The sequence below is a fragment of the Robinsoniella sp. genome (assembly GCF_034124845.1).
In genome coordinates this window covers 1-20482 of the sequence record NZ_JAWYAJ010000103.1, presented here as the reverse complement: position 1 = coordinate 20482, position 20482 = coordinate 1, and the positions used below count along the sequence as shown (strand labels likewise).

At 42.4% G+C, this 20482-nt stretch carries 12 protein-coding genes, 1 pseudogene and 1 other annotated feature; of the genes and pseudogenes, 3 read left to right on the top strand and 10 right to left on the bottom strand.

Annotated elements, in window-relative coordinates; all coding sequences use genetic code 11:
- Positions 1-314: pseudogene (locus ACH2DQ_RS05115) on the bottom strand (ABC transporter substrate-binding protein); the annotation flags it as partial.
- A 312-nt stretch (positions 315-626) separates the two neighbouring features.
- On the bottom strand, positions 627-2882 hold the full coding sequence (locus ACH2DQ_RS05110) for a helix-turn-helix domain-containing protein (protein ID WP_395025820.1): 2256 nt from the start codon (positions 2880-2882) through the stop codon (positions 627-629).
- Positions 2883-3073: 191 nt separating this feature from the next.
- Between ACH2DQ_RS05110 and ACH2DQ_RS05105 the strand changes: the two genes are divergently transcribed.
- Positions 3074-3376 (top strand): hypothetical protein, encoded by a 303-nt coding sequence (locus ACH2DQ_RS05105; RefSeq protein ID WP_394915394.1) that lies wholly within the window; start codon positions 3074-3076, stop codon positions 3374-3376.
- Between the two features lie 25 nt (positions 3377-3401).
- Here the strand turns inward: ACH2DQ_RS05105 and ACH2DQ_RS05100 are convergent, their stop codons facing one another.
- From ACH2DQ_RS05100 to ACH2DQ_RS05090, 3 genes are all read right to left on the bottom strand, one after another.
- Positions 3402-5132, bottom strand: coding sequence for a cytochrome c biogenesis protein (locus ACH2DQ_RS05100; RefSeq protein WP_394915395.1), 1731 nt, complete (start codon positions 5130-5132; stop codon positions 3402-3404).
- Positions 5133-5438: 306 nt separating this feature from the next.
- Complete coding sequence (locus ACH2DQ_RS05095; protein WP_394915396.1) at positions 5439-6962, bottom strand: Mur ligase family protein; 1524 nt, start codon at positions 6960-6962, stop codon at positions 5439-5441.
- 867 nt (positions 6963-7829) lie between these two features.
- Entirely contained in the window at positions 7830-10475 is a 2646-nt protein-coding gene (locus ACH2DQ_RS05090) for a valine--tRNA ligase (RefSeq protein WP_394915397.1), read from the bottom strand.
- 51 nt (positions 10476-10526) lie between these two features.
- Positions 10527-10848 (bottom strand) — a binding site (T-box leader).
- Between the two features lie 192 nt (positions 10849-11040).
- On the opposite strand from ACH2DQ_RS05090, the gene ACH2DQ_RS05085 reads away from it, so the two are divergent.
- On the top strand, positions 11041-11832 hold the full coding sequence (locus ACH2DQ_RS05085) for a 4Fe-4S binding protein (RefSeq protein ID WP_394915398.1): 792 nt from the start codon (positions 11041-11043) through the stop codon (positions 11830-11832).
- Positions 11833-12005: 173 nt separating this feature from the next.
- Positions 12006-12158: a putative holin-like toxin gene (locus tag ACH2DQ_RS05080; RefSeq protein ID WP_394923737.1), complete on the top strand. Its 153-nt coding sequence runs from the start codon at positions 12006-12008 to the stop codon at positions 12156-12158.
- A gap of 229 nt (positions 12159-12387) precedes the next feature.
- On the opposite strand, the gene ACH2DQ_RS05075 is transcribed toward ACH2DQ_RS05080, so the two are convergent.
- From ACH2DQ_RS05075 to ACH2DQ_RS05055, 5 genes are all read right to left on the bottom strand, one after another.
- The gene (locus ACH2DQ_RS05075; protein WP_394915399.1) at positions 12388-15354 is read right to left on the bottom strand and encodes an alpha-L-rhamnosidase C-terminal domain-containing protein; all 2967 of its coding nucleotides are present in this window, start codon (positions 15352-15354) and stop codon (positions 12388-12390) included.
- An 88-nt stretch (positions 15355-15442) separates the two neighbouring features.
- Positions 15443-16318, bottom strand: a complete 876-nt coding sequence (locus ACH2DQ_RS05070) for a carbohydrate ABC transporter permease (protein WP_394915400.1) — start codon at positions 16316-16318, stop codon at positions 15443-15445.
- Positions 16319-16330: 12 nt separating this feature from the next.
- The gene (locus tag ACH2DQ_RS05065; protein ID WP_394915401.1) at positions 16331-17227 is read right to left on the bottom strand and encodes a carbohydrate ABC transporter permease; all 897 of its coding nucleotides are present in this window, start codon (positions 17225-17227) and stop codon (positions 16331-16333) included.
- Positions 17228-17320: 93 nt separating this feature from the next.
- Positions 17321-18724, bottom strand: coding sequence for an ABC transporter substrate-binding protein (locus tag ACH2DQ_RS05060; protein ID WP_394915402.1), 1404 nt, complete (start codon positions 18722-18724; stop codon positions 17321-17323).
- Positions 18725-18854: 130 nt separating this feature from the next.
- Positions 18855-20381, bottom strand: coding sequence for a response regulator (locus tag ACH2DQ_RS05055; protein WP_394915403.1), 1527 nt, complete (start codon positions 20379-20381; stop codon positions 18855-18857).
- Between the last annotated feature and the right edge of the window lie 101 nt (positions 20382-20482).

The window sequence follows — 20482 nt, the reverse complement described above, 5'->3', positions numbered from 1 at the left end:
CTCCAGTCATCTCTGGTTCCGGTCTGGAACGTCAGTTTAATTCCAGTCTTCTCTTCCATGTACTTTGTAAAATCATTCGTCGCCAGATCTTCAACATTTGGCATGGTCATGGTGAAAACAGACATTTCAATGGGTTCTTTTACAATAGGATATGTCCCCACCTCATTTAAATTACTTTCATCAGATACGGCGTTTGACTCCGTTTTTGCGTCTTTACTGTCCACCGAATCGGTACTTCCCCCACATGCCGACAGACTAACCGCCATCGTAAGAGACAATAAAAGTGCAGTGATCTTTACGAATCTTTTTCTCATAGATTCTTCCTCCTTTTCTTTTTCTTGTTTCGCAAGCCCAATGTGCAAATATACTTTTGAAAAGATTTTTCACAATTCATTCTGTACTTTATAGACAAAGTAATTTTTTATTTACCAGGTCTATCCTATACTGACTGTTGTGTTTTTTCACAGTATGCACTAGGTTTTTACACCCTTTTTTATACATTTTTATCATTGGAATAGCAACGTACAAATCTTTTTTTGGACATACAATTTTTTCCAAGCCTTGAATTCAGAGGATTTTCACTGCACTTATCATGAAAAAGTACTGTCTTTGTACTTCTTTCATCTTTATTCTGTTTTTTTCAGATTGCTGGGTGTGGTTCCCATTACCCGCTTAAACGCTCTTCGAAAAGAGTAATCACTGCCGTATCCGGTCTGTTGTGCAACTTCCTTTACCGGACATCCTTCTCTTAACAGACGGCAGGCATTCCGTATGCGAACCTGCTCCAAAAACTCACTGAATGTAATTCCAAAATAACTTTTAAAATCTTTGTAGAGCCGGTTCTCCGAAATGTGAAGCTCATCTGCCAGCTGTACCAGAGCAAAGTTGGAGTTTGAATATTCAGAATTGATCCGGTCAGCCAGATACTCCTTCATCTGGACCGCATTCCCTTCTTCGGTTACTTTGGTGTACTGCAGATAATACTGTTTTGCCTCACCGATTGCCTGAAATAGCTTTTCCTGGTTCTCAGCCTTCTGTATCGCTTCCATAATATCTGCAACTGCTTCTTCTTTCTGAACTTTTTCCAAGCTTCTGATTGCCGTACAGCGAACCATTTCCAGCAAATGTTCCGTCATAGAAAGGCTCATTATTTTCTTTAAGTAGCAATCATTAATTTCAGCCATTATTTTTTCCAGTTCTTCTTCCGTTCCCTTCTTAATGGCATTTTCCAGATGGATCTCCATATCAATAGGGAACATGGATACCTCCATTTTAGACGGCAGGTCACCTTTGCAAAGAGGCATACGAATCCCATAGAACCTGGCATATTTACAGATATCCAACGCTTCATTATACATTTCCCCAAGCTTTATCAGGTCTGTGACCTCACCGCTGACCCCGGCGAAAATGTACAGCCTTTTATCGTAATAAAATTTATAGTTCAGATTCTCTATCTTCTGCTTCAGTTCATCTTCCGCATAATAATCCAACTCCGGAATAATCATGGCGTACACCAGCTGGTTGACCTCATAAAGCATGTGGGGCAGATCCAGATTTTCTCGAAAATGTTCCTGCACGTATTCCTGGAATTCTTCCACCGACGAAAAAATATTGTCTTTCAGCGGATCTTCAAATTCCAGAACCGCCACAAAATACCGTTCTGCATCCAATTCCAGCTTACTGCACTCTAAGTCAGCCCTCAGGTCATCCAGGGAATCGTACCTTCCATATAACAGTTTTTGGATCACAGCAGCCCGCAGTATTGGTTCCTGATACACCACTCTGCTCTGGAGGCTTTCCACACTCTCCAAAAATGGATACAGCCCTTCCCAGAAATTACGCGGTTTCTTACCATCCGCCCCCACAATGGTATCACTGCAGTCACAGTACTTCTTAACGGCGTCCTTTCTTTTAAACCAGTAAACAAAGCAAATGGCATAGCCAATTAAAATTGATGTAATACTGAAGATAATAATCACATACTTCATGTATCCGATTTTCTGCATCATTACCTTTTTCGGAGTGATCGTAGCAAATGTCCATCCCGTATAGGAGGATTTCACAGAAGTGGTAACCATTTCAGACTGCTTCATCTCACGCGCTGTTAAATATTCTGAAAACGTGTGGTATGTGCTGCCTCCCTTTTCCTCTCCTCCCATAAAGCAGCTGATAACATTCCCCTCTTCATCCAGAATAAAAGCATCATCCATATCATCCACTCTGGCACCCTGCATTAGATGTTCAATGGTCCGGTCATTCAGCGCAATTGCCACTGCTCCCTTATCATCCTGGAACGTACTGTTGGGGACAGACTGCGCCATAAATAGTGCGTTTTTATTTTCCAGGGGTATATCGACAATCGTCCCGGACATATATTTTGTACAAAAAGTATCCACTACCTTTTCATAATCCATGTTGCCAAAACCATTTACCGTATTGTAGCCGCTTTTTGTCACCGGCGCTACCGTTGGCATTTTAATCAGATAATTTTTACCGGGAAATAACAGGTAAACAGCCTTAATAGCCTGGTTGGTGGTAGAATAATCCGGAAATCTCCTGGATAACAGGTACATTTCATAGAACTCTTTGGACTTATCCTTATTGTAAGCCGTATCCGCCATTCTGCATAATTCCGTATCTTCACTGATGTAAATACCCACATTCTTAATTTCCTCCATCTGCCGGTCAAAGCTGGTAACCGCCTCAGACAGGAAGCGATTCGCCTTTTCCTTTTGTACATCCAGCAATGCCGCCTGGGCCATAAAATAAATCACTATGATAGCAAGTGTCGGCGCCGCCAGAATGATAATATAGGAACAAAATAATTGTATGGAAATTCTTTTATGATGCACAATCCCGGTAATTTCTTTTTTTCTTTTCACACTTTTCCTCCCATGCATATCTAGTGCCGCCCGGCGCAAATACGCCACAATATAGCACCCGCTATCTGCGCCAGCTGCAATAATATCGAATATTTTACAAAATCTGACAATCCACAGCTTGTCAATCTCACACGCTTATGATAATGTAATATCAGTAGTCAATGATACTTTCCTCAAAAAGGAGCATACCTATGTTTTTCAAATCTAAAAAACCCAAAGAAATCCTCTGCGTCTACAGCGATGGCAAGCTGCTCTATCAGGGTGAAATAAAAGACATTCCCCTGAAGGAATCTGTAATACTTGAAAAAAGCATTGCTTTCTTTGACGATCCGGATCCCTGCTATATTCATAGAAGCGCAGTCCGCGTGCGCTTAACAGAAGAACTGCTGCGTGAAATCCAGTTGGAAGCTTCTTTGACACGCTGTCCCCTCATGGCTGAATACGTGGATCTTCCCATGATGGATGCCTTTACTTTTACCATAGAGCATGTTTAAAATGCATTCCTTCTATCTGCACGCTCTAAAGAAGTAAAAAGTACACAGCAAATCCCAGGAACAACACGGCATTAAACAGCTTAACCGCACCCATATGCCGTAGCATAAAACCGGAAACACGGTTGACATTTTTAGTTCTGCTGATTACCAGAATAAAAATGAGTGACGGCAGGCACATACAGGTAACATAAAGTACGAACAAGAGACTGATTCTCAGCGTATTGCCTGCAGCATTTTTCATTAAATAGAGAATGTTAGCCATATAGATCTGTCCGGTACAGAAAAATTCACCCAGGGAAATGGCGATACCCAGACCAAAAACCACAAATAAAAGAACTACGGGTGTTGCCGCCGAAACCCGTTTAATCAGGCGGTGGTTCCAGCCTCTCAGTTTTGCAGGCAGCTGCATTTTAATCTTTCCATATTCTTTTTTCTTCACATTCCAAAAGTCAATAAAATAAAAAATAGCTGCAAGGAGAAATAAAACCGTAATTCCCAGATTGATTACTGCCCTTGCTTTTTCAAATGCCCCCTGGTTAATCCAGGATACCGCATAATAAATGCCGGCACCAATTGCAAAGTATGTAATATATTTGCCCGCCAGATACAACAGTCCGCTTTTTAAAACCGAAGTATCGGTAGTCAGCAGAATAGAGAGCAGCATCAGAAGCATGGACACCGCGCAGGGATTAAATCCCGCTAAGAATCCGGATAACGCAAAGGTAAAAAAATCTCTTCCAGTCACACCGTTTGCTGCTTTCTGAAGCGAAGCTGTACCTGTGAACTGGTCAAATACTGCAAATTTTGCCTTTCCATCGGCTAACTCTTCCGAAAACATGTCACAAATATCCTCTGCCCCTGTAAGATAGGATTCCCCATAAAATACAGCAGGTACCTTCTGCTTCTCCTTGGGAACCTGATAGTGCCGGAAGAATTCCTGCACCAGCATTACATAATTTTCTTCCGCAATATTATATTCCTTCAGTTCAAATACATCTCCGGCACCGCTTTTCTGAAGATATTCCTTTACTTTTTCACAGTCGCTGCAGGAATATGTGGAAAAATACACCACAAAATTTTGTTTCGGATCTCGGTGTTTCTTTTTTAATTGCCCGATCAGGGCATTAACATCCGACTTGGTATCTTCACTGGAATCCTCTGACTGCTTCTCCTGATCCTCCGAATTTTCCCCGGGAATCCCCGCTTCTTCACCGATACTCTCTGATGGTTTCCCGGAGTCTCCTGATACTTCCCCGATATTCCCCGGCTGCTTCTCTTGATCCTTTGATATTTTCCCAGAATCCCCCGATACTTCTCCGGTACTCTCTGATGTATTCCCGGAGTCATCTGGTATTCTGCCAGTTTCTTCCCCTTCACTAAAAAAAGCCTCTTTCAAATTTTTTTCTATATTCTCGTATCCCCAGATCCATCTGGACCCTACAATCAGAACGGGCAGCCGGCCTTTTTCTGCCTGTTCTTCATCCGCAGTTTCACAGACTTCGTCAAATTTCTTTTTATCCTCCAGCTGAAAGGTATTATAGGTGCGGATCTCGTAGGTAACCCTGCTCTTTTCCTCCGGGGTAAGGCACTGATTGAAAAGATCAAAAATTTTTTCCTCTTCCTTACAGGAGGCACAGGCATTATTATAAAAAAACTGGATTTCCAGCTTATGCTCCCCGGCTTTTACCGGCAGCACAGTCATAAATAGCACAACAGCAATGAAGATACCCACACGATTTCTAATGCTTTTTTTCATTTCTAACTCCCTTTTTTGAAGCGTGCTTAAAATGTTTACTGCATAATGTATATTCTTCAGACACGCTCTTACATATTTTGTTAAATTATAACAAAAAACACCGCCGTTGTCTAATATCTTTCTATTTTGCTTTCTGCCACCTTGCAATCCTGCATGAACGGATACTTTTTCTACATAAAAAAAGCAAAATCTGTTACAACATAAAAAACCCCTCCAAACAGCAGTGATTTTAACAGCACTGTCTGTTTTGGAGGGATCATCTATAAGAAATAAGACCATCTGCTCTGCACAGAAATTTATGATACCTTATAAATACTTTTTCACGAAATTTGCATCGGTGGGGTACGCACAGGAAACCTTACCTATTTTCTGGTGTGCTTCGCAGCCTTTCCCCAAAACCAGAACTACACTTTCCTCTTCTGCTTCTTCAATGGCTCTTTTAATTGCATCCCCTCTGTTTTCTATACATTCATAAGGGCAGCCAACACTTTCAACATAACGTGCGATATCACCAGAAATATGTACAAACTGTTCTTCTCCGGGATCATCTGCCGCAAGATAAACCTTTTTTGAATACAATCCCGCAATCAGTCCCAGATCTTTTCTCCTGTTAAAAGCTTTGTTGCCGGGGCAGCCAAAAACAGATACAATCTTGGAAAACGGATGCTCCATTAATACCGACTGAAAAAGCTTCTCAAAGCTCAGCCTGTTATGAGCATAATCCACGATCACGGTAAGTCTTCTCCTGGTGCTGACATATTGTTCCATCCTGCCTTTCACTTTTGCTTTTTTCAAACCGGCAATCATATATTCCACTGGAATGCGATATAAATATGCAACTGAAATTGCAGCCAATGCATTTTCAACATTAAAAACACCGGGCATTGCCAGTGTAAACAGCTCATCAAATCGTCCGCTCTTCACCCGAAAGTGAATCCTTCCTTTTTCCTGCTGGATATCATAACCGAATATATCGGGCACCCTTGCATTCTTCACAGTCCCGCCTAGCTGGTCTCCTTGTCCGGTTCCAAAAGTAATAACGGATTTTGCCAGCTTGGATGCCTGGAGAACCCGATCCGCTTTATCGGAATCCAGATTGATGCAAGCCGTCTCACACTGCCGGAAAATGGATAGTTTTGCACTGAAGTAATCCTCGAAGTCATCGTGTTCCGACGGGCTGATATGATCCTCTGATATATTTAGGAACACTCCCACATCAAAGCTCAGTCCCCGCACCCGCTGGTATTTCAGCGCCTGACTGGAAACCTCCATAACCATACTGCGCTTTCCGGAGGATACGGCATTACGCATATGACGGTACAGTTCCACCGATTCCGGGGTTGTCATACTGGATGATTTATGTTCCACACCGTCTTTTATTTCGATGGAAGAAATGATTCCCATACTGCGCATCGCAACGGATTTGAAATACTCGTCCATAATCGCCTTTATATAATAAGAAGTAGTTGTCTTTCCTTTCGTCCCCGTAACCCCAATCAGATCCAGTTCCCTGGAGGGGTTCTGATAAAAATGCTTTGCTAAAATGGGCATCGCTTTTCTGATATCCTTTACCAGAATGTAGGGTACCTCATATTCCAGAGGAAAGTGTTCCTCTCCTATATAACAGACAGCCCCATTTTTGAAAGCCTGGCTGAGATAATCTGCTTTGAATGCTGCTCCTTTACATATAAAAAGTCCCCTCTTCATCATTTCCCTGGAATCATAAGATAAATGTTCGATAATCTGATCTTTCTTTCCATACAAACAACAGGATTTTACTAAATTTGACTGCTGCAATAATTTCAGATATGTTTTAAGCATATAGTGCATTCCACGTTCCCCCTTATCGGTTGATTTTTTTATTATAGAAAATAAATGCATCATAAAATGCATCTGCTTGTATCCAACTTGTAAACTCCATGGCATATCACCATGCAGGCTACTAAAAGTCTCTATTTATTAGACGTAGAAATGGAAAAAACGGTTTCAAAAATATATTAAATATTTCCTTAAGTTCATCCTGCTGAAACTCTTTTTTCAGTTCTTGACAGAAAAGTGTCTTCATGCTATATTAGATACATACAGAATGTATCTATTTTGACATAACTTTCTGCTTCTGGTAACCGGGAAGATTTTAGAATCAAGCATATGTATACTGCCAGCATATATAAAAGTGTGGGAAGCCAATTATCGACAATGAACTGCAATGCAGTACTAGAGCGTGTCTGAAAATTCATTCCTGGCAATTTATTTTTTACACTTATTCATACATTTTGTATGTATATAAAAGGAGGTCTTAATTATGACAGAAGAAAGATTTGAAAAAATGATGGAACATGCCGGCGATGTAATCGAAAATACCGTAGAAGGTGTGGCAATATAGTAGACCATTCCTTAGAGGCTGCCGCAAAACACAGCGCAGTCCGTATTCTATTTAGAGTAATATCCTATGCCGGCTGCCTGGGTATGATCATTGGTGCCGATTACCTGGAAAAGCACGGCCACCACCTTTTTGCCAAGATTTGTTTTATTACCGGCTGCGCAGGGATCGCAACTAATCTAATTCTCAGTATTCTGTTTCGCAGGAAATAATATGTCCTGCTGATACAGAAAAACGCCGAACCCATTCGCAGCATGAAGTTCATGCAGGGGTTCGGCGTTTCTTTATTTAAGATTATGGTGTGGTGCGTAATTCTTTTATTGCAGCTGAGTTAATCGCTCTTTTACCTGTTCCATCATTTCGGTATATTTTGCAAGCTTGCCTTTTTCTTCGTCTATCTTTGCCTGAGGCGCTTTGCTTACAAAACGTTCGTTGCTTAACATTCCGTTTACTCTGGCAAGTTCTTTTGCCAAGCGGTCTTCTTCTTTTTTCAGACGCTGGATTTCTTTTTCGATATCAACCAGTTCTGCAAAAGGCATATAGATAACTGCCTCCGGAATCACTGTGGATACTGCATCATCTTCGATACCAAGACGGTCTGCCTGAACAATTACTTCGCTTGCATATCCCAGAGTTGCGAAGAATACTTTTCCATTTTCAAAAATCTCACGGATGTTTTCTTTTTCCGAAACAACAAATACCTTTGCTTTTTTGCTTGGCGGAACATTCATTTCGGTACGAACATTACGGATTCCTCTTACTGCTTCCTTAATGGTCTCTACTGCCTGTTCATCTGCCGCAAAATCCCATTCCTCTTTGAATTCCGGCCACTGGGAAATCATAATGGACTCTTCCTCTGTCTGAAGGGTACAGAAGATTTCTTCTGTAAGGAACGGCATATAAGGATGCAGCAGTTTCAGGGCATTTGCCAAAACAGTCTTTAATGTCCACAGCGCTGCTGATTTGGTAGTATCTTCATCACTATAGAGACGAGGTTTTACCATTTCTATATACCAGTCGCAGAATTCCTCCCAGATAAAATCATAAACTTTCTGAACGGCAATTCCCAGTTCATACTTATCCATGTTATCGGTTACATCTTTTGCCAGGGTGTTAACCTTAGACAGAATCCATTTGTCCGCTCCGGTTAAATCTGCCAGATTCATCTGGGATGGAACCTCCGCTTTTTCCAGGTTCATCATGATAAATCTGGATGCATTCCATACCTTATTTGCGAAATTTCTGCTGGCTTCCACACGTTCCATATAGAAACGCATGTCATTTCCGGGTGCATTTCCGGTCATGAGTGTCAGACGAAGTGCATCTGCCCCGTATTGTTCGATAATTTCCAGAGGATCAATTCCGTTTCCAAGGGATTTACTCATCTTACGCCCCTGAGAATCACGAATCAGTCCATGAATCAGTACGTGATGGAAAGGAACTTCTCCCGTCTGCTCCATTGCTGAGAAGACCATACGGATTACCCAGAAGAAGATAATGTCATATCCTGTTACCAATACATCCGTAGGGAAGAAGTAATCCAGGTCATCTGTCTTATCGGGCCAGCCCAAAGTGGAGAATGGCCACAGTGCAGAACTAAACCAGGTATCCAGAGTATCTTCATCCTGAGTCAGATGTGTGCTGCCGCATTTCGGGCAAACGGCTGGTACTTCTTTGGACACAACAATTTCTCCGCAGTCATCACAATAATATGCCGGTATCCGGTGTCCCCACCACAATTGTCTGGAAATACACCAGTCACGGATGTTCTCCAGCCAATGAAGATAAATCTTGTCAAAACGCTCCGGTACAAAATTCAAAGTATGATTCTTAAGTGCTTCAATTGCCGGTTTTGCCATTTCTTCCATCTTAACAAACCACTGCTGTTTGATCATTGGCTCAACGGTTGTCTTGCAGCGGTCATGGGTTCCAACATTATGGGCATGGGGAACTACTTTTACGAGAAGTCCCATTTCCTCCAGATCTGCAACCATTGCTTTTCTGGCTTCGTAGCGGCTCATGCCTGCATATTTACCACCCAGTTCATTGATGGTAGCATCATCATTCATAATATTGATTTCCGGAAGATTATGGCGTTTTCCTACTTCAAAGTCATTCGGGTCATGAGCCGGTGTAATCTTTACGCATCCGGTTCCAAATTCCTTATCAACATATTCATCTGCTATAACCGGGATTTCCCGGTCAGTCAACGGCAGTTTCAACATTTTGCCAACCAGGTGCTTATAACGGTCATCCTCCGGATTTACAGCAACAGCCGTATCTCCCAGAAGCGTTTCCGGTCTTGTGGTAGCAATCTCAACAAAAGCATTTTCTTCCCCTGCTACCGGATAATTAATGTGCCAGAAATTACCGTCCTGATCCATATGCTCTACTTCTGCATCCGAAATAGAGGTCTGGCATACCGGACACCAGTTAATGATTCTGGAACCCTTATATATATAGCCTTTTTCATACAATTTGATAAATACTTCTTCAACCGCCTTGGAACATCCTTCATCCATGGTAAAGCGTTCTCTGTCCCAGTCAGCAGAGGAGCCTAACTTCTTCAGCTGATTGATGATCTTTCCGCCGTACTCTTCCTTCCACTGCCATGCGTGCTTTAAGAATTCTTCCCTACCGATCTCGTCCTTATCAATTCCCTGTTCCTTCAGCTTTTCGATGACTTTGACTTCCGTAGCAATTGCTGCATGGTCCGTTCCCGGCTGCCACAATGCATTATACCCCTGCATTCTCTTATAACGAATCAGAATATCCTGCATGGTATTATCCAGCGCATGCCCCATATGAAGCTGTCCCGTAACATTCGGCGGCGGCATCACAATCGTAAAAGGCTTTTTGCTTCTGTCTACTTCTGCGTGAAAATATTTCTTGTTCATCCACTTATCATATAAGCGGTCTTCAATTCCTTTCGGATCATAAGTCTTTGCTAATTCTTTGCTCATTGTCCAATAATCTCCTTCCAGTTTTTGCATAAAAAAATGCCCCTTGCTTCTGCAAAGGGCGAATAATCCGCGGTACCACCTTTATTATATTTACAGAAAGATTCTGCAAATACATCTCAGCCATCCGATAACGGGGATGATTCGTGAAAATCTACTTCAGGTTGAAATCTTATCCTAAATGCAACCCGCCTAAAATCCGCCAGGTGGCACTCGATATCCGACAAATCCGCCAGGTTATCCTACAATTTCATCCGGTTCAATCCTCCGGTTCAAAAGCTACCTTCCATTCACACTGCCTTGAATATTCTTCCAGCCTATGAAATATTCTCTCTGTCAGGGTTTTGAATGTACTCCTCTTTCTCACTACCTTTTTATTATGATATCATTTGTGATATATTTTCCATGATAATCAAGATAAGGGGATTTGTCAAGGGATTTTGTAAAAAAAGAAAAGAATCCAAGAATAAGAAGAAAATGGTTCAGCTAATCTTGCTATCCCACTCCCCTTGCAGTACAATAAACAAAGAACTATCATTTCACCCCACCTAAACCAAGGAGGAATCACATGAATATTAAAAAAGTACACTGCTTAACCTTCAGCCCCACCGGCACCACAAGAAAAATCACAGATACAATTGCCGGAGTTTTTCAGACCAAGATTTACAATCACGATATTACCTATGACAGAACGAAAGACATCCCTGATTTCACCAGTACCGATTTGCTGGTTGTGGGCGTCCCGGTCTATGGAGGCAGAATTCCTGCATTATTGGAAGATTTCTTTTGCCGACTTCATGGAGATCATACGCTTTGCATTCCTGTTGTTGTCTATGGAAACCGGGCCTTTGAAGATGCATTGCTGGAATTGTCCGACCTGCTGAAAGACCAGGGTTTTGTAATTGCAGGCGCAGGGGCTTTTATCGGGGAACATTCTTATGGAAATGAAATTGCAGGCGGACGCCCCAATGGATCTGATCTGGCCGCTGCCACAAAATTTGCCGAAACCCTCCGGATTAAGTTAGACGGCATTGCAACTGCTGATGATCTGGAACCATTACATTTTCCTGGTAACCATCCCTATAAAGAACGTTCCGCCCCAGGCATCCCATGGGCACCCGCTACAACAGATTCCTGCAACAATTGCGGAATCTGTGCTACAGTCTGTCCTATGGGCATCATTGACCGGGATGATCCCAAAAAGATAACGGATCCAGGCAGCTGCCTGCATTGCTGTGCCTGTGTAAAGACCTGTCCAAAAAATGCTAAAGTTATGGAATCCGAATTTTATAAAAAGTTCCGTGGGTTTCTAATTGCGAATTGTTCTGAGATACAGAAAAATCCGGAAATCTTTGTCTGATTATTTAATCAAAAAAGTTTCGAACCTCATCATGTGGTATGACAATAGTTATCATTTTCTAACTTGCATGCAGTGAATCGCAAGAAGAATATCTGAACAATAACATACTTTTCTGATTTGCTTATGTGTTATATTTACTAAGATTATATTAGACATAATATGGAAAACATGTTATGCTATATTTCTGGAATAACCGCTACAGGGTGGTTGCCCTCCTACTTTATAGGATGGGGGGTGGTGCTATGAGTACATATCAAGTATTGACTTTATTGTTTGTATTTGGGACATTTTTACTCGCACTTCTTGCCTACATTGACAAGAAATAACAAAAAAACTACCCTGTTCTCGTAAAACAGGGTAGTTTACTTCCAAAAGGAAATTCCTTTGAGGACAACTGCCTAGGACGGGCGGTTATTCCTTTTTGTAATACAATCATATCACTTCTTTCTAAAAAAGTCAAACATATGGCACATAATGTATTACATTAGAGCATTGCAATGTCAAATATACTCAATCCCAATAAGGATACCGCCATAATTAATATAAGATTGATTTTTATCCAATGCGGTCTATAGATAAGTCCCATTCCGTCCCTGCAAACACAACCTCTATTTCCCTGGGCACCCGGACTCTGCATTCTTTCCTTCCATCTTCCCGGATCCATTCAATATGGATTGCGCCATGAGGTGTAGGCACATCTCCTCTGCACCACTTCATATCCCAAGAGGGTTTTGTAATCTCTACTTTTTTAAATCCATCCTCCAGCATCTGGACACCCAGTGCATATTTAATGAAAAAATATGCCGGTGAAGCCGACCAGGAATGGCAATAACTTCTGGTTCTGCTGACTTCATAGAAGCCCGGAAATACTTCCCAGCAGGTTGTGGAATCGAATTTCAGCATTTCACCCCATCGTATTTTAATGTCATCCATGATTTCCTGTACTCTGCCTTTTTTTGCAAGACACTCGTACTGGTAATACAGCATAAACGGAGAGCCTGCCTGTATCATTTCCACAGGTGGATCCGTGATATATTTTTCCACGATCTGCTTCTTTTCTGCATTCAGGATTCCATCATAGAGCAGCATTAAAATATGTGTCTGTATGCTGAAGGTGCGGGATATGCCATACTCAGGTGAAAAACCATCCCGAAACATTTTTAGATTGGAATCCCAGAGTTTTGTTTCCATGTAAAGAAGCAGCCTCATTTGACATTCTTCGAAAAAAGCCACATCCTTCTCATAGTTGTTTTTCTCTGCATATGCTGCAGCTAATCCAAAACAGTATGCCAGAACTGCCTGCTGACCCGTAACGATCCCATAATTATGAATATCCATATCTGCCCAGTCCATCATATTCCAGGCGTTAATCAGGAACCCGCCGTCCTCCTGTATAAACCCGGCATAATACTTCAGCGTCTCTTTCACTACCCCATACATTTCCGGGAAAATTTCGGTGTCTCCACTCACTTTTGCATACTGAAAAATGGAAATAATCCAGTTCATTGTCCACATGGGAATGGAAGTATTCCAGTCTGTAGGAGTCAGGGCATTTAACAGCGGGGTATTTGCCCTTGCCTCGGCAGAGAGCTGGATACTGCGTCTTATCAGATCGTAATCCCCAAACAAATAGGCACAGGTAACGGCGCTGATGCCCGCATCTCCTATCCAGAAAGCCTGTTCATACGTGGGACAGTCCGTAAAGCTGTCTTCCATACAGAGCTGATGCGTATGGCGGCACATTTCGAATATCCGGTTTAGCAGATAGTCATCGCATGTAAAATCTCCCAGATTCCCCGGCGCATACGTCGCATAATTGATTCTGAAATCCCGAATCCTTACTTCTTCCCTGCATTCCCGAAAAGTCAGCATGGCATAACGCATGCCCATACGTGCCATACACCGGTATGACTGCCAGCCCTCTTTGCAAATGTAGCGGACGCTGTTATTCAGCCCTATGGTATAATCAATCTCCCCCTGATACATATTTTCAAAGCAGTAAATATCTAAAATGGCTCCAGCCGGCGCTTTTATGGTAAATTCAAGGCTTCCCACATAGATATCCTGGAAGTCCACAATGATCCGGTTCCATCCACCGGATGCAGGAGGGGCTATCCGGGTAACCTCCTGATTGTCCCAGAGCATTCCCAGATGTCTGGGCTGCACGGCTGACTCTGCAATCACTTTATCTCTCTTCGCCAGGGAATAGATATAAGCATTCTCATAAATATACCGGGGTTCCACATAGGTAACCGGACCGCCGATTTCCACCATTTCTTTCAGGGAGGATGCGGCAAACAGACGTTTATGAATATCCGGATATTTCTCCAGCCGGTTGTACTCATCCAACCCTCCGTATACCTTTCCAAAACCATCGATCACCGGAATAATTCTGCTTGTGGGTCCTTTTACAAAAAAGTCTCCTTCCATTATAAGGTTTTCGGGAAAACACAACTCCATATGGCAATATAAATCATCAAATTTACCCGATATCTGCATCAGAAAAAAGTGCTTTCCTTCGCATAAACGCACCGGTATCTCCCGATGCTCATTGGATACCTCATACAGTTTTCCATCTATGGTAAAGTCCCCGATTATTCCATTCCAGGTCCTGTTTGGAAATGCAATCATTCCTTCCATATCCTGTGGTGCAAGAAACTCACAACCTAGGAAACCGGAAAATATCGTTTCATCAGCATCCTTGCGTCCGGGAAAAAAAGCATTTCTGGTATTTACTGAGATCTGCTGACATCCTGGGATAACCTCCTGTATCCTTACAATCTTGCCCGGTGTCTTTGCCGTTCTCTGAAACTGCCGCAGAGGATTTTGCTTTATCCTGTCTTCTCTGTCTTCTCTGTTTTCCCCATCTTCCAATACCCAGGCTGTTCCCCAGTTTTTTGAAATCTCTCCATCCTCTATCCACCTGCTGTCAAAACGGTTGGCATCGTAATAGTCGCTGAATCCCAGATTATCATTTCGCTTTACCGTATGGGATATGTGACCAAGGTCTTTGGCACATTTCGTCTCTGCCCCCGAGGCTGCCAGCACTTCACCGCCGGAAGATACCTGAAACCAAACGCCCCCCTCCTGCGCAACGGTCTGGTAGGTAGACCACCCGTAACTCCACACCCGCACCGCAAGAAAGTTCCTGCCTGGCTTTACATCCGGGGTTATATCATAAGTATCGTAAAATAATTCCCCTGGTCCGGATCGGATAGGCCCCCTCCCCATTTCTTTTCCGTTTAAATAGACAATATATCTGGTTATACCGCAGATCATCAGCTTTATGTCCTTTTCCCTAGAAGACGTCCCGGCATAAGAATCCATACCATGTGCATCCCCAATATGAATATCCGTAGCATGAGCATCCACATCATAAAATTCTGTGGTAAAACACCCTCTTTCATTTTCTGATGTTCGATTTTCAGAAATCCAGATCCACTTTCCCTCTATTTTTCTCTCTATTTTCCCTTCTATTTTGTCTTCTATTTTTCCCTCCATCTTTCCCTCCGTTTTCTCCATCCCGCTACCTCCTGACCGTACATTACCGTACTTTATTTTTTGTAGTAAAGTCTTTCACTTCCGTCCTGTTTGAATTTTCAGATACTCTTTATCCTTTCACGGCACCGCCGGTAAGTCCTGCCACAATCTGATCCGAAAACAGAAAATATATGATTATAACAGGGATCAGCGCAACGGTTGCCGCTGCGAATACTTTATTCCAGTTTGCAAGGAAGTTGGCAGTATAGGAATATACCCCCAGTGTAAGGGTTCTCACGGAAGCCTTTGTCAAAAATACAAGGGGAAGATAAAAATCATTCCAGATTGTAACGAAATTCAGAAGCCCTACGGTAGCAATCACCGGTTTTGAAATAGGCGTAATAATACTTTTAAATATCTGAAATTCACCTGCTCCGTCAATCCTTGCCGACTCAATCAGGGATTCCGGCAGCTCATTAAAAAACTTTGTAAAAACAAACACCGGAAACGACATATTCGCGGTATAAATCAGCGCCAGTCCCAGCAGATTATTCGTCAGATGAAGCCTGGAAAGCATGATATAAAGCGGCAGTATCCCCAGTTGGATAGGGAACATCAGACCAACTAAAAAGTATGTCTGCAAGAACTTCCGGCTCTTAAACCGATACTGGGCAAGCCCGTATGCCACCATGGATGCCACCAGAATCAGGAGCAGTAAAGACACTCCAACCAGAAAAATACTGTTAAAGAAATAGCGGAAAAAACCATCTTCTCCCAGAACGATTTTAAAATTATCCAGGGTAAATTCTTTTGGAAATCCTATGGTATTATGAATCAGATCCTGCTTTGTTTTAAAGGAGGAAAGAATCGTATTTCCGATTAAAAAAATGGATAAAAAGGTGTAAATAACCAGAATTACTGAGATGATATTTTTTCCGATTACAGCCTTTTTTGATTCAATTCTTCTGTTAGATTTTTTTTGTCGTTTTCTCATCATTTTCCCCATTCCAATCCCCTCCTAATCCTTCTTACGCTTCAGTAATTTTGTAGTGACCAGCGAAAACGTAAGGATAATAATAAACATGGCAACGCTGATACTGGAACCAAATCCGATAGACGTTTCCCCGAAATAAGTGCCTCCAAAAGCGTAACGGTAGAATACCATATTGACAAAATCAATCTTATTATTCACCCCGCCCTGTGGGCCAACCAGGATATAAGGGATATCAAACATCGTCAGCGCATAGATCACGCTGAGCGTAATATTCGTAGACATAGATGCTCTCAGGGACGGCAGCACTACATACCGGAACCGCTTCCATCCGCTTGCCCCGTCAATGATGCTGGCTTCAATTACTTCTTCCGGTATCTCCTGCATATCGGCATAAAAGATCATCATACCGGAACCGATACACTGCCAGATTACCACCATTACAAATATTTTAAACACCAGATCCGGATTACCCAGCCAGGCGCTTTTTGCCTGGTTTCCAAACAGGCTTCCCAGGATATCATTAAGAACTCCAATATTGGGATCAAGCATAATGATTGCAAAAAATCCTACAATTGACGTACTGATTACGTAGGGTAAAAATAACATCATGCGGATGTATTTGTGGCATTTGATCTTGATATAGATCATGTAGGCAAAAAAGATCTGCAGCGGCGTAATTACAAGCAATACGCAGACCAGATATTTAATGTTGTTTCCCAGTGCATTGAAGAATATTTTTGACATTCTGGGATCAAACATCAGTTTTTTAAAATTGTCCAGACCGATAAACTTCATGTCTCCAATGCCGCTCCATTCAAAGAAGCTGAAGTATACAGCGCAGATTATCGGCACAATCATAAATATGGTATAAATCAAAAAACCCGGTGCTATAAAACCGATGTAAGCCTTTTTTTTTCTCATTCCAGGTTCCCCCTTTTATCGTAAAATCAGGGGGTGTTGTACAAACACCCAACTGGATGGTACAACACCCCTCTTCTATCCGTCTATCCTGTTTTAACGGGTCAGTGCCGCAAGTTCATCCGTAAATTCCTGTGCTGTCATACCTTTTGTGAATACTTTTGTCTGATCCTCTTCCCATACATTTCTTGGGCTTTCCCCTTCTTTTTCCAGATATCCCAGAATATTATAATAGCTCTCTGTCTGGATATCAAACTGGGCGATTTCATTAATTACTTCATTCTCCGATACGATTTTATCGGTACATGGAATGGAATCTAATGATTTTATCCAGGCTGTCTGTCCTTCCAGGCTGGCAAAATAGTTTACAAATGCAAGGGCTGCGTCCGGATTTTCGGTATCCTCGCTGACAGAGAATCCAACAGAGCTGGTTCCTACAAACGGCCTTGTTCCATCTTCTGTAGGCAGCTGGAATGCGCCGAAATTCAGTTCGGGGTTATTTTCCTGGATGGTCTGGATATTCCAGGTTCCTTCAATACACATAGCTGCGTCCCCTTTGGAGAATGCAAGCAATGCCCCGGATTCATCCACTCCGGTATAACCCGGTCCATAATACCCTTTATCTGCCCATTCTAACATCTTGTTATATGCCGCTACGACTTTCGGATCATTTACCTTCGCTTCCCCGGTATCCACATATCCCTGAATCCAATCCAATGCTGTGGCAGCCAGGACCGGTTCAAACTGGAATAAGATAGCCCACGGATCGGAAGCACTAAATGAAATTGGAAGATAGCCTGCATCATTGACAGCAGCCAGAGCAGCTTCAAATTCACTGAATGTCTTCGGTACTTCCAGTCCCAGTTCTTTAAAAATGTCTTTGTTGTAGAACACTGCACGTCCGCCTACTTCAGCAGTAGGGGATGCGTAGACCTTATCGTCTACCTTAACAAGGCTCATTGCACTTGTCCCGTCATATAAAGAGAAATCCACTTTATCGGTGAGATCCATTAACAGTCCCTGTTTTACATAAGCCTCCAGATTCGTGGTTGCGGTACCGTTTGTCCAGAACAGATCCGGTGTTTCTCCAGCCTGCATAGCTGTCTGGAGGAGATTGTAATACTGATCGGAAGTCTTAATCTGGTACTCTACCTCCACATTTGGATATTTTTTATTGAATCCTTCGATTACGGCTTTCAGCGGTGCCTCAAACTGCGCCGTATGCTCCCAAACCACCAGTTTACCGCCAATGTCTGCCGCATTTGCATCCCCGCCTGTACTTTCTTTCTCTGATGCCTTATCTGTCGCCGTTTCGGTGGTTTCAGAAGCCTTAGCCTGTGTTTCTTCTGCCTTTTCCGTATCCGCAGCCGCTTTGGTGGTCTCCGCAGCTTTCGTCTCTTTTGCCTGTGTCTCCGCCGGCGCTGCGCCGCCTCCGCAGCCTGACAAAATACCTGCCGCCATACTTACGCACAATAAAGCACTGATCATTTTCTTCTTCATATCGATACCTCCCATATCATTTGATGTATTTATTCTAACAAGAAGGCTTCTTTTCCACTAGTAAGAAAATTTACTCATTTATTCAATATCTTTCTGTCTTTTTCCGCTTCCTTTCATTCTGTTCACAAATTTAAGATTTGTTCACAAAATTTAGATCGGATTCCATAAATCCTCCTTTTCGGAACTCTCCAACCGTTTTTCCGGTAATCTGCTTGAAAACCCGGAAAAAATAATTACTGTTGGTTATTCCTACCTTTTCCGCAACTTCCTCCACCGACTCTTCTCCCTTTAACAGCATCGGTTTTGCTTTTTCTATCCGAAGGTAATTGAGATAATGAACAAACGTATCACCTGTATGTTTCTTGAAATATTGGCAGAAATAAGCCGTACTCATATGGAAATATTCGGCAACCTCTTTCAGAGACAGTTCTTTGGCATAGTTCTCTTCCAGATACAATTCCATTTTCTCAGCAATACTCTCTTTATCCATGAGATAAGACTGAACCCGCTTTCGAATATCCGACAGCCACAGCAGTAGTTCCTGCCCGGAATCGAAACCATTTACCCAGATATAATTTGGTGCTTCCTCTCCGGGAAACAGTTTATGAAGCTCTGTCTGGTAATATTTACTCAGATAATCTTCCATCTCATGTATAAACTTCACTGCCTGAAGCTTTACCTCTTCCGGCGGCCGGTTCGCCTCCTTCTCCGCTTTTAAAAACCGCTCCATCTGTATCGATGCCTGCTCCATCCAGTGCTCACTGAATGCTTCTTCTTTTTCAAATACAGGCGCAGCCATCTCTTGCTCACGTGGACTAGCATCCTGAAGATCAATCAGTCTGGACATTTCATAGTAAAAAGACAGGCTGCAGCCATCTTTGGCTTCTTTATAATAATGATTTACCTGACTCAGACTGTCAAATGTCTCCGAGATAGAAAGGTATAGATTTTTATTAAAATAATTCTTCATATTCTTTCTGGCATTCTGATAAAAATCCAGTACTTTCTTATTTACCTGTTCGGTAGTCTCATCCGCTTCAAAGCGCAGAATACAGAACACTTCCTTCCCATGCCGCAAAAAACACTCTCCCATATGGTTAATATTCAATATCTCCTGGAGGATCTCAACAAGAAAATCATAATCGGTATTTTCCTCGCTGATCGTGGTTCGCTCTCCGGTTCCCCGCAGGTTTATATAAGCTATTCGATAACATTGTTCTCCCTCTCTATCTTCAAAAAAAGCCGGATTATCATTTCTGCCCGTGGAGATTATCCCCTTTTTTAATTTTTTCTGGTATATCTCGCATACCAGTTTGGGAAGCTCATCTTCTGACAGCTCATGCTTTAATATGTATTTATCCACCCCCAGCTCCATAGCACTTCTGGCATAAGAGAAGTCTTCATAGCAGCTCAGAACAATCACTGCCATATGGGTCATCTGGGATTTCAGATGCCGGATCAAATCCAGCCCTGTCTCACCGGTCAGACGAATATCCGTAATCAGAACATCTGCCGTATTATTCCGAAAATAATGTTCTGCATCTTCACCGGAGCCAAAAGCCGCCGCTACTTTCAGTTCGGCTGAATATTCATCCAGACACATTTTCATACCTAAACGGACCAGCATTTCATCTTCTACAATAACAATATTAATCAAAATTTACACCATACTCCCTGACGATAACCGGACGCCGCAATACAACTTCCGTCCCATCGTTCTCACAGCTTGAAATAGACACCCTGTAGTTCTCCCCATAG

Excerpts from the sequence above, each read along its gene's own strand:
- ACH2DQ_RS05085 (WP_394915398.1), top strand. The coding sequence starts at position 11,041 with ATGAATATTAAAAAAGTACACTGCTTAACCTTCAGCCCCACCGGCACC.
- ACH2DQ_RS05095 (WP_394915396.1), bottom strand. The coding sequence starts at position 6,962 with ATGCACTATATGCTTAAAACATATCTGAAATTATTGCAGCAGTCAAAT.
- ACH2DQ_RS05100 (WP_394915395.1), bottom strand. The coding sequence starts at position 5,132 with ATGAAAAAAAGCATTAGAAATCGTGTGGGTATCTTCATTGCTGTTGTG.
- ACH2DQ_RS05075 (WP_394915399.1), bottom strand. The coding sequence starts at position 15,354 with ATGGAGAAAACGGAGGGAAAGATGGAGGGAAAAATAGAAGACAAAATA.
- ACH2DQ_RS05060 (WP_394915402.1), bottom strand. The coding sequence starts at position 18,724 with ATGAAGAAGAAAATGATCAGTGCTTTATTGTGCGTAAGTATGGCGGCA.
- ACH2DQ_RS05070 (WP_394915400.1), bottom strand. The coding sequence starts at position 16,318 with ATGGGGAAAATGATGAGAAAACGACAAAAAAAATCTAACAGAAGAATT.
- ACH2DQ_RS05090 (WP_394915397.1), bottom strand. The coding sequence starts at position 10,475 with ATGAGCAAAGAATTAGCAAAGACTTATGATCCGAAAGGAATTGAAGAC.
- ACH2DQ_RS05080 (WP_394923737.1), top strand. The coding sequence starts at position 12,006 with ATGCTATATTTCTGGAATAACCGCTACAGGGTGGTTGCCCTCCTACTT.
- ACH2DQ_RS05065 (WP_394915401.1), bottom strand. The coding sequence starts at position 17,227 with ATGAGAAAAAAAAAGGCTTACATCGGTTTTATAGCACCGGGTTTTTTG.
- ACH2DQ_RS05105 (WP_394915394.1), top strand. The coding sequence starts at position 3,074 with ATGTTTTTCAAATCTAAAAAACCCAAAGAAATCCTCTGCGTCTACAGC.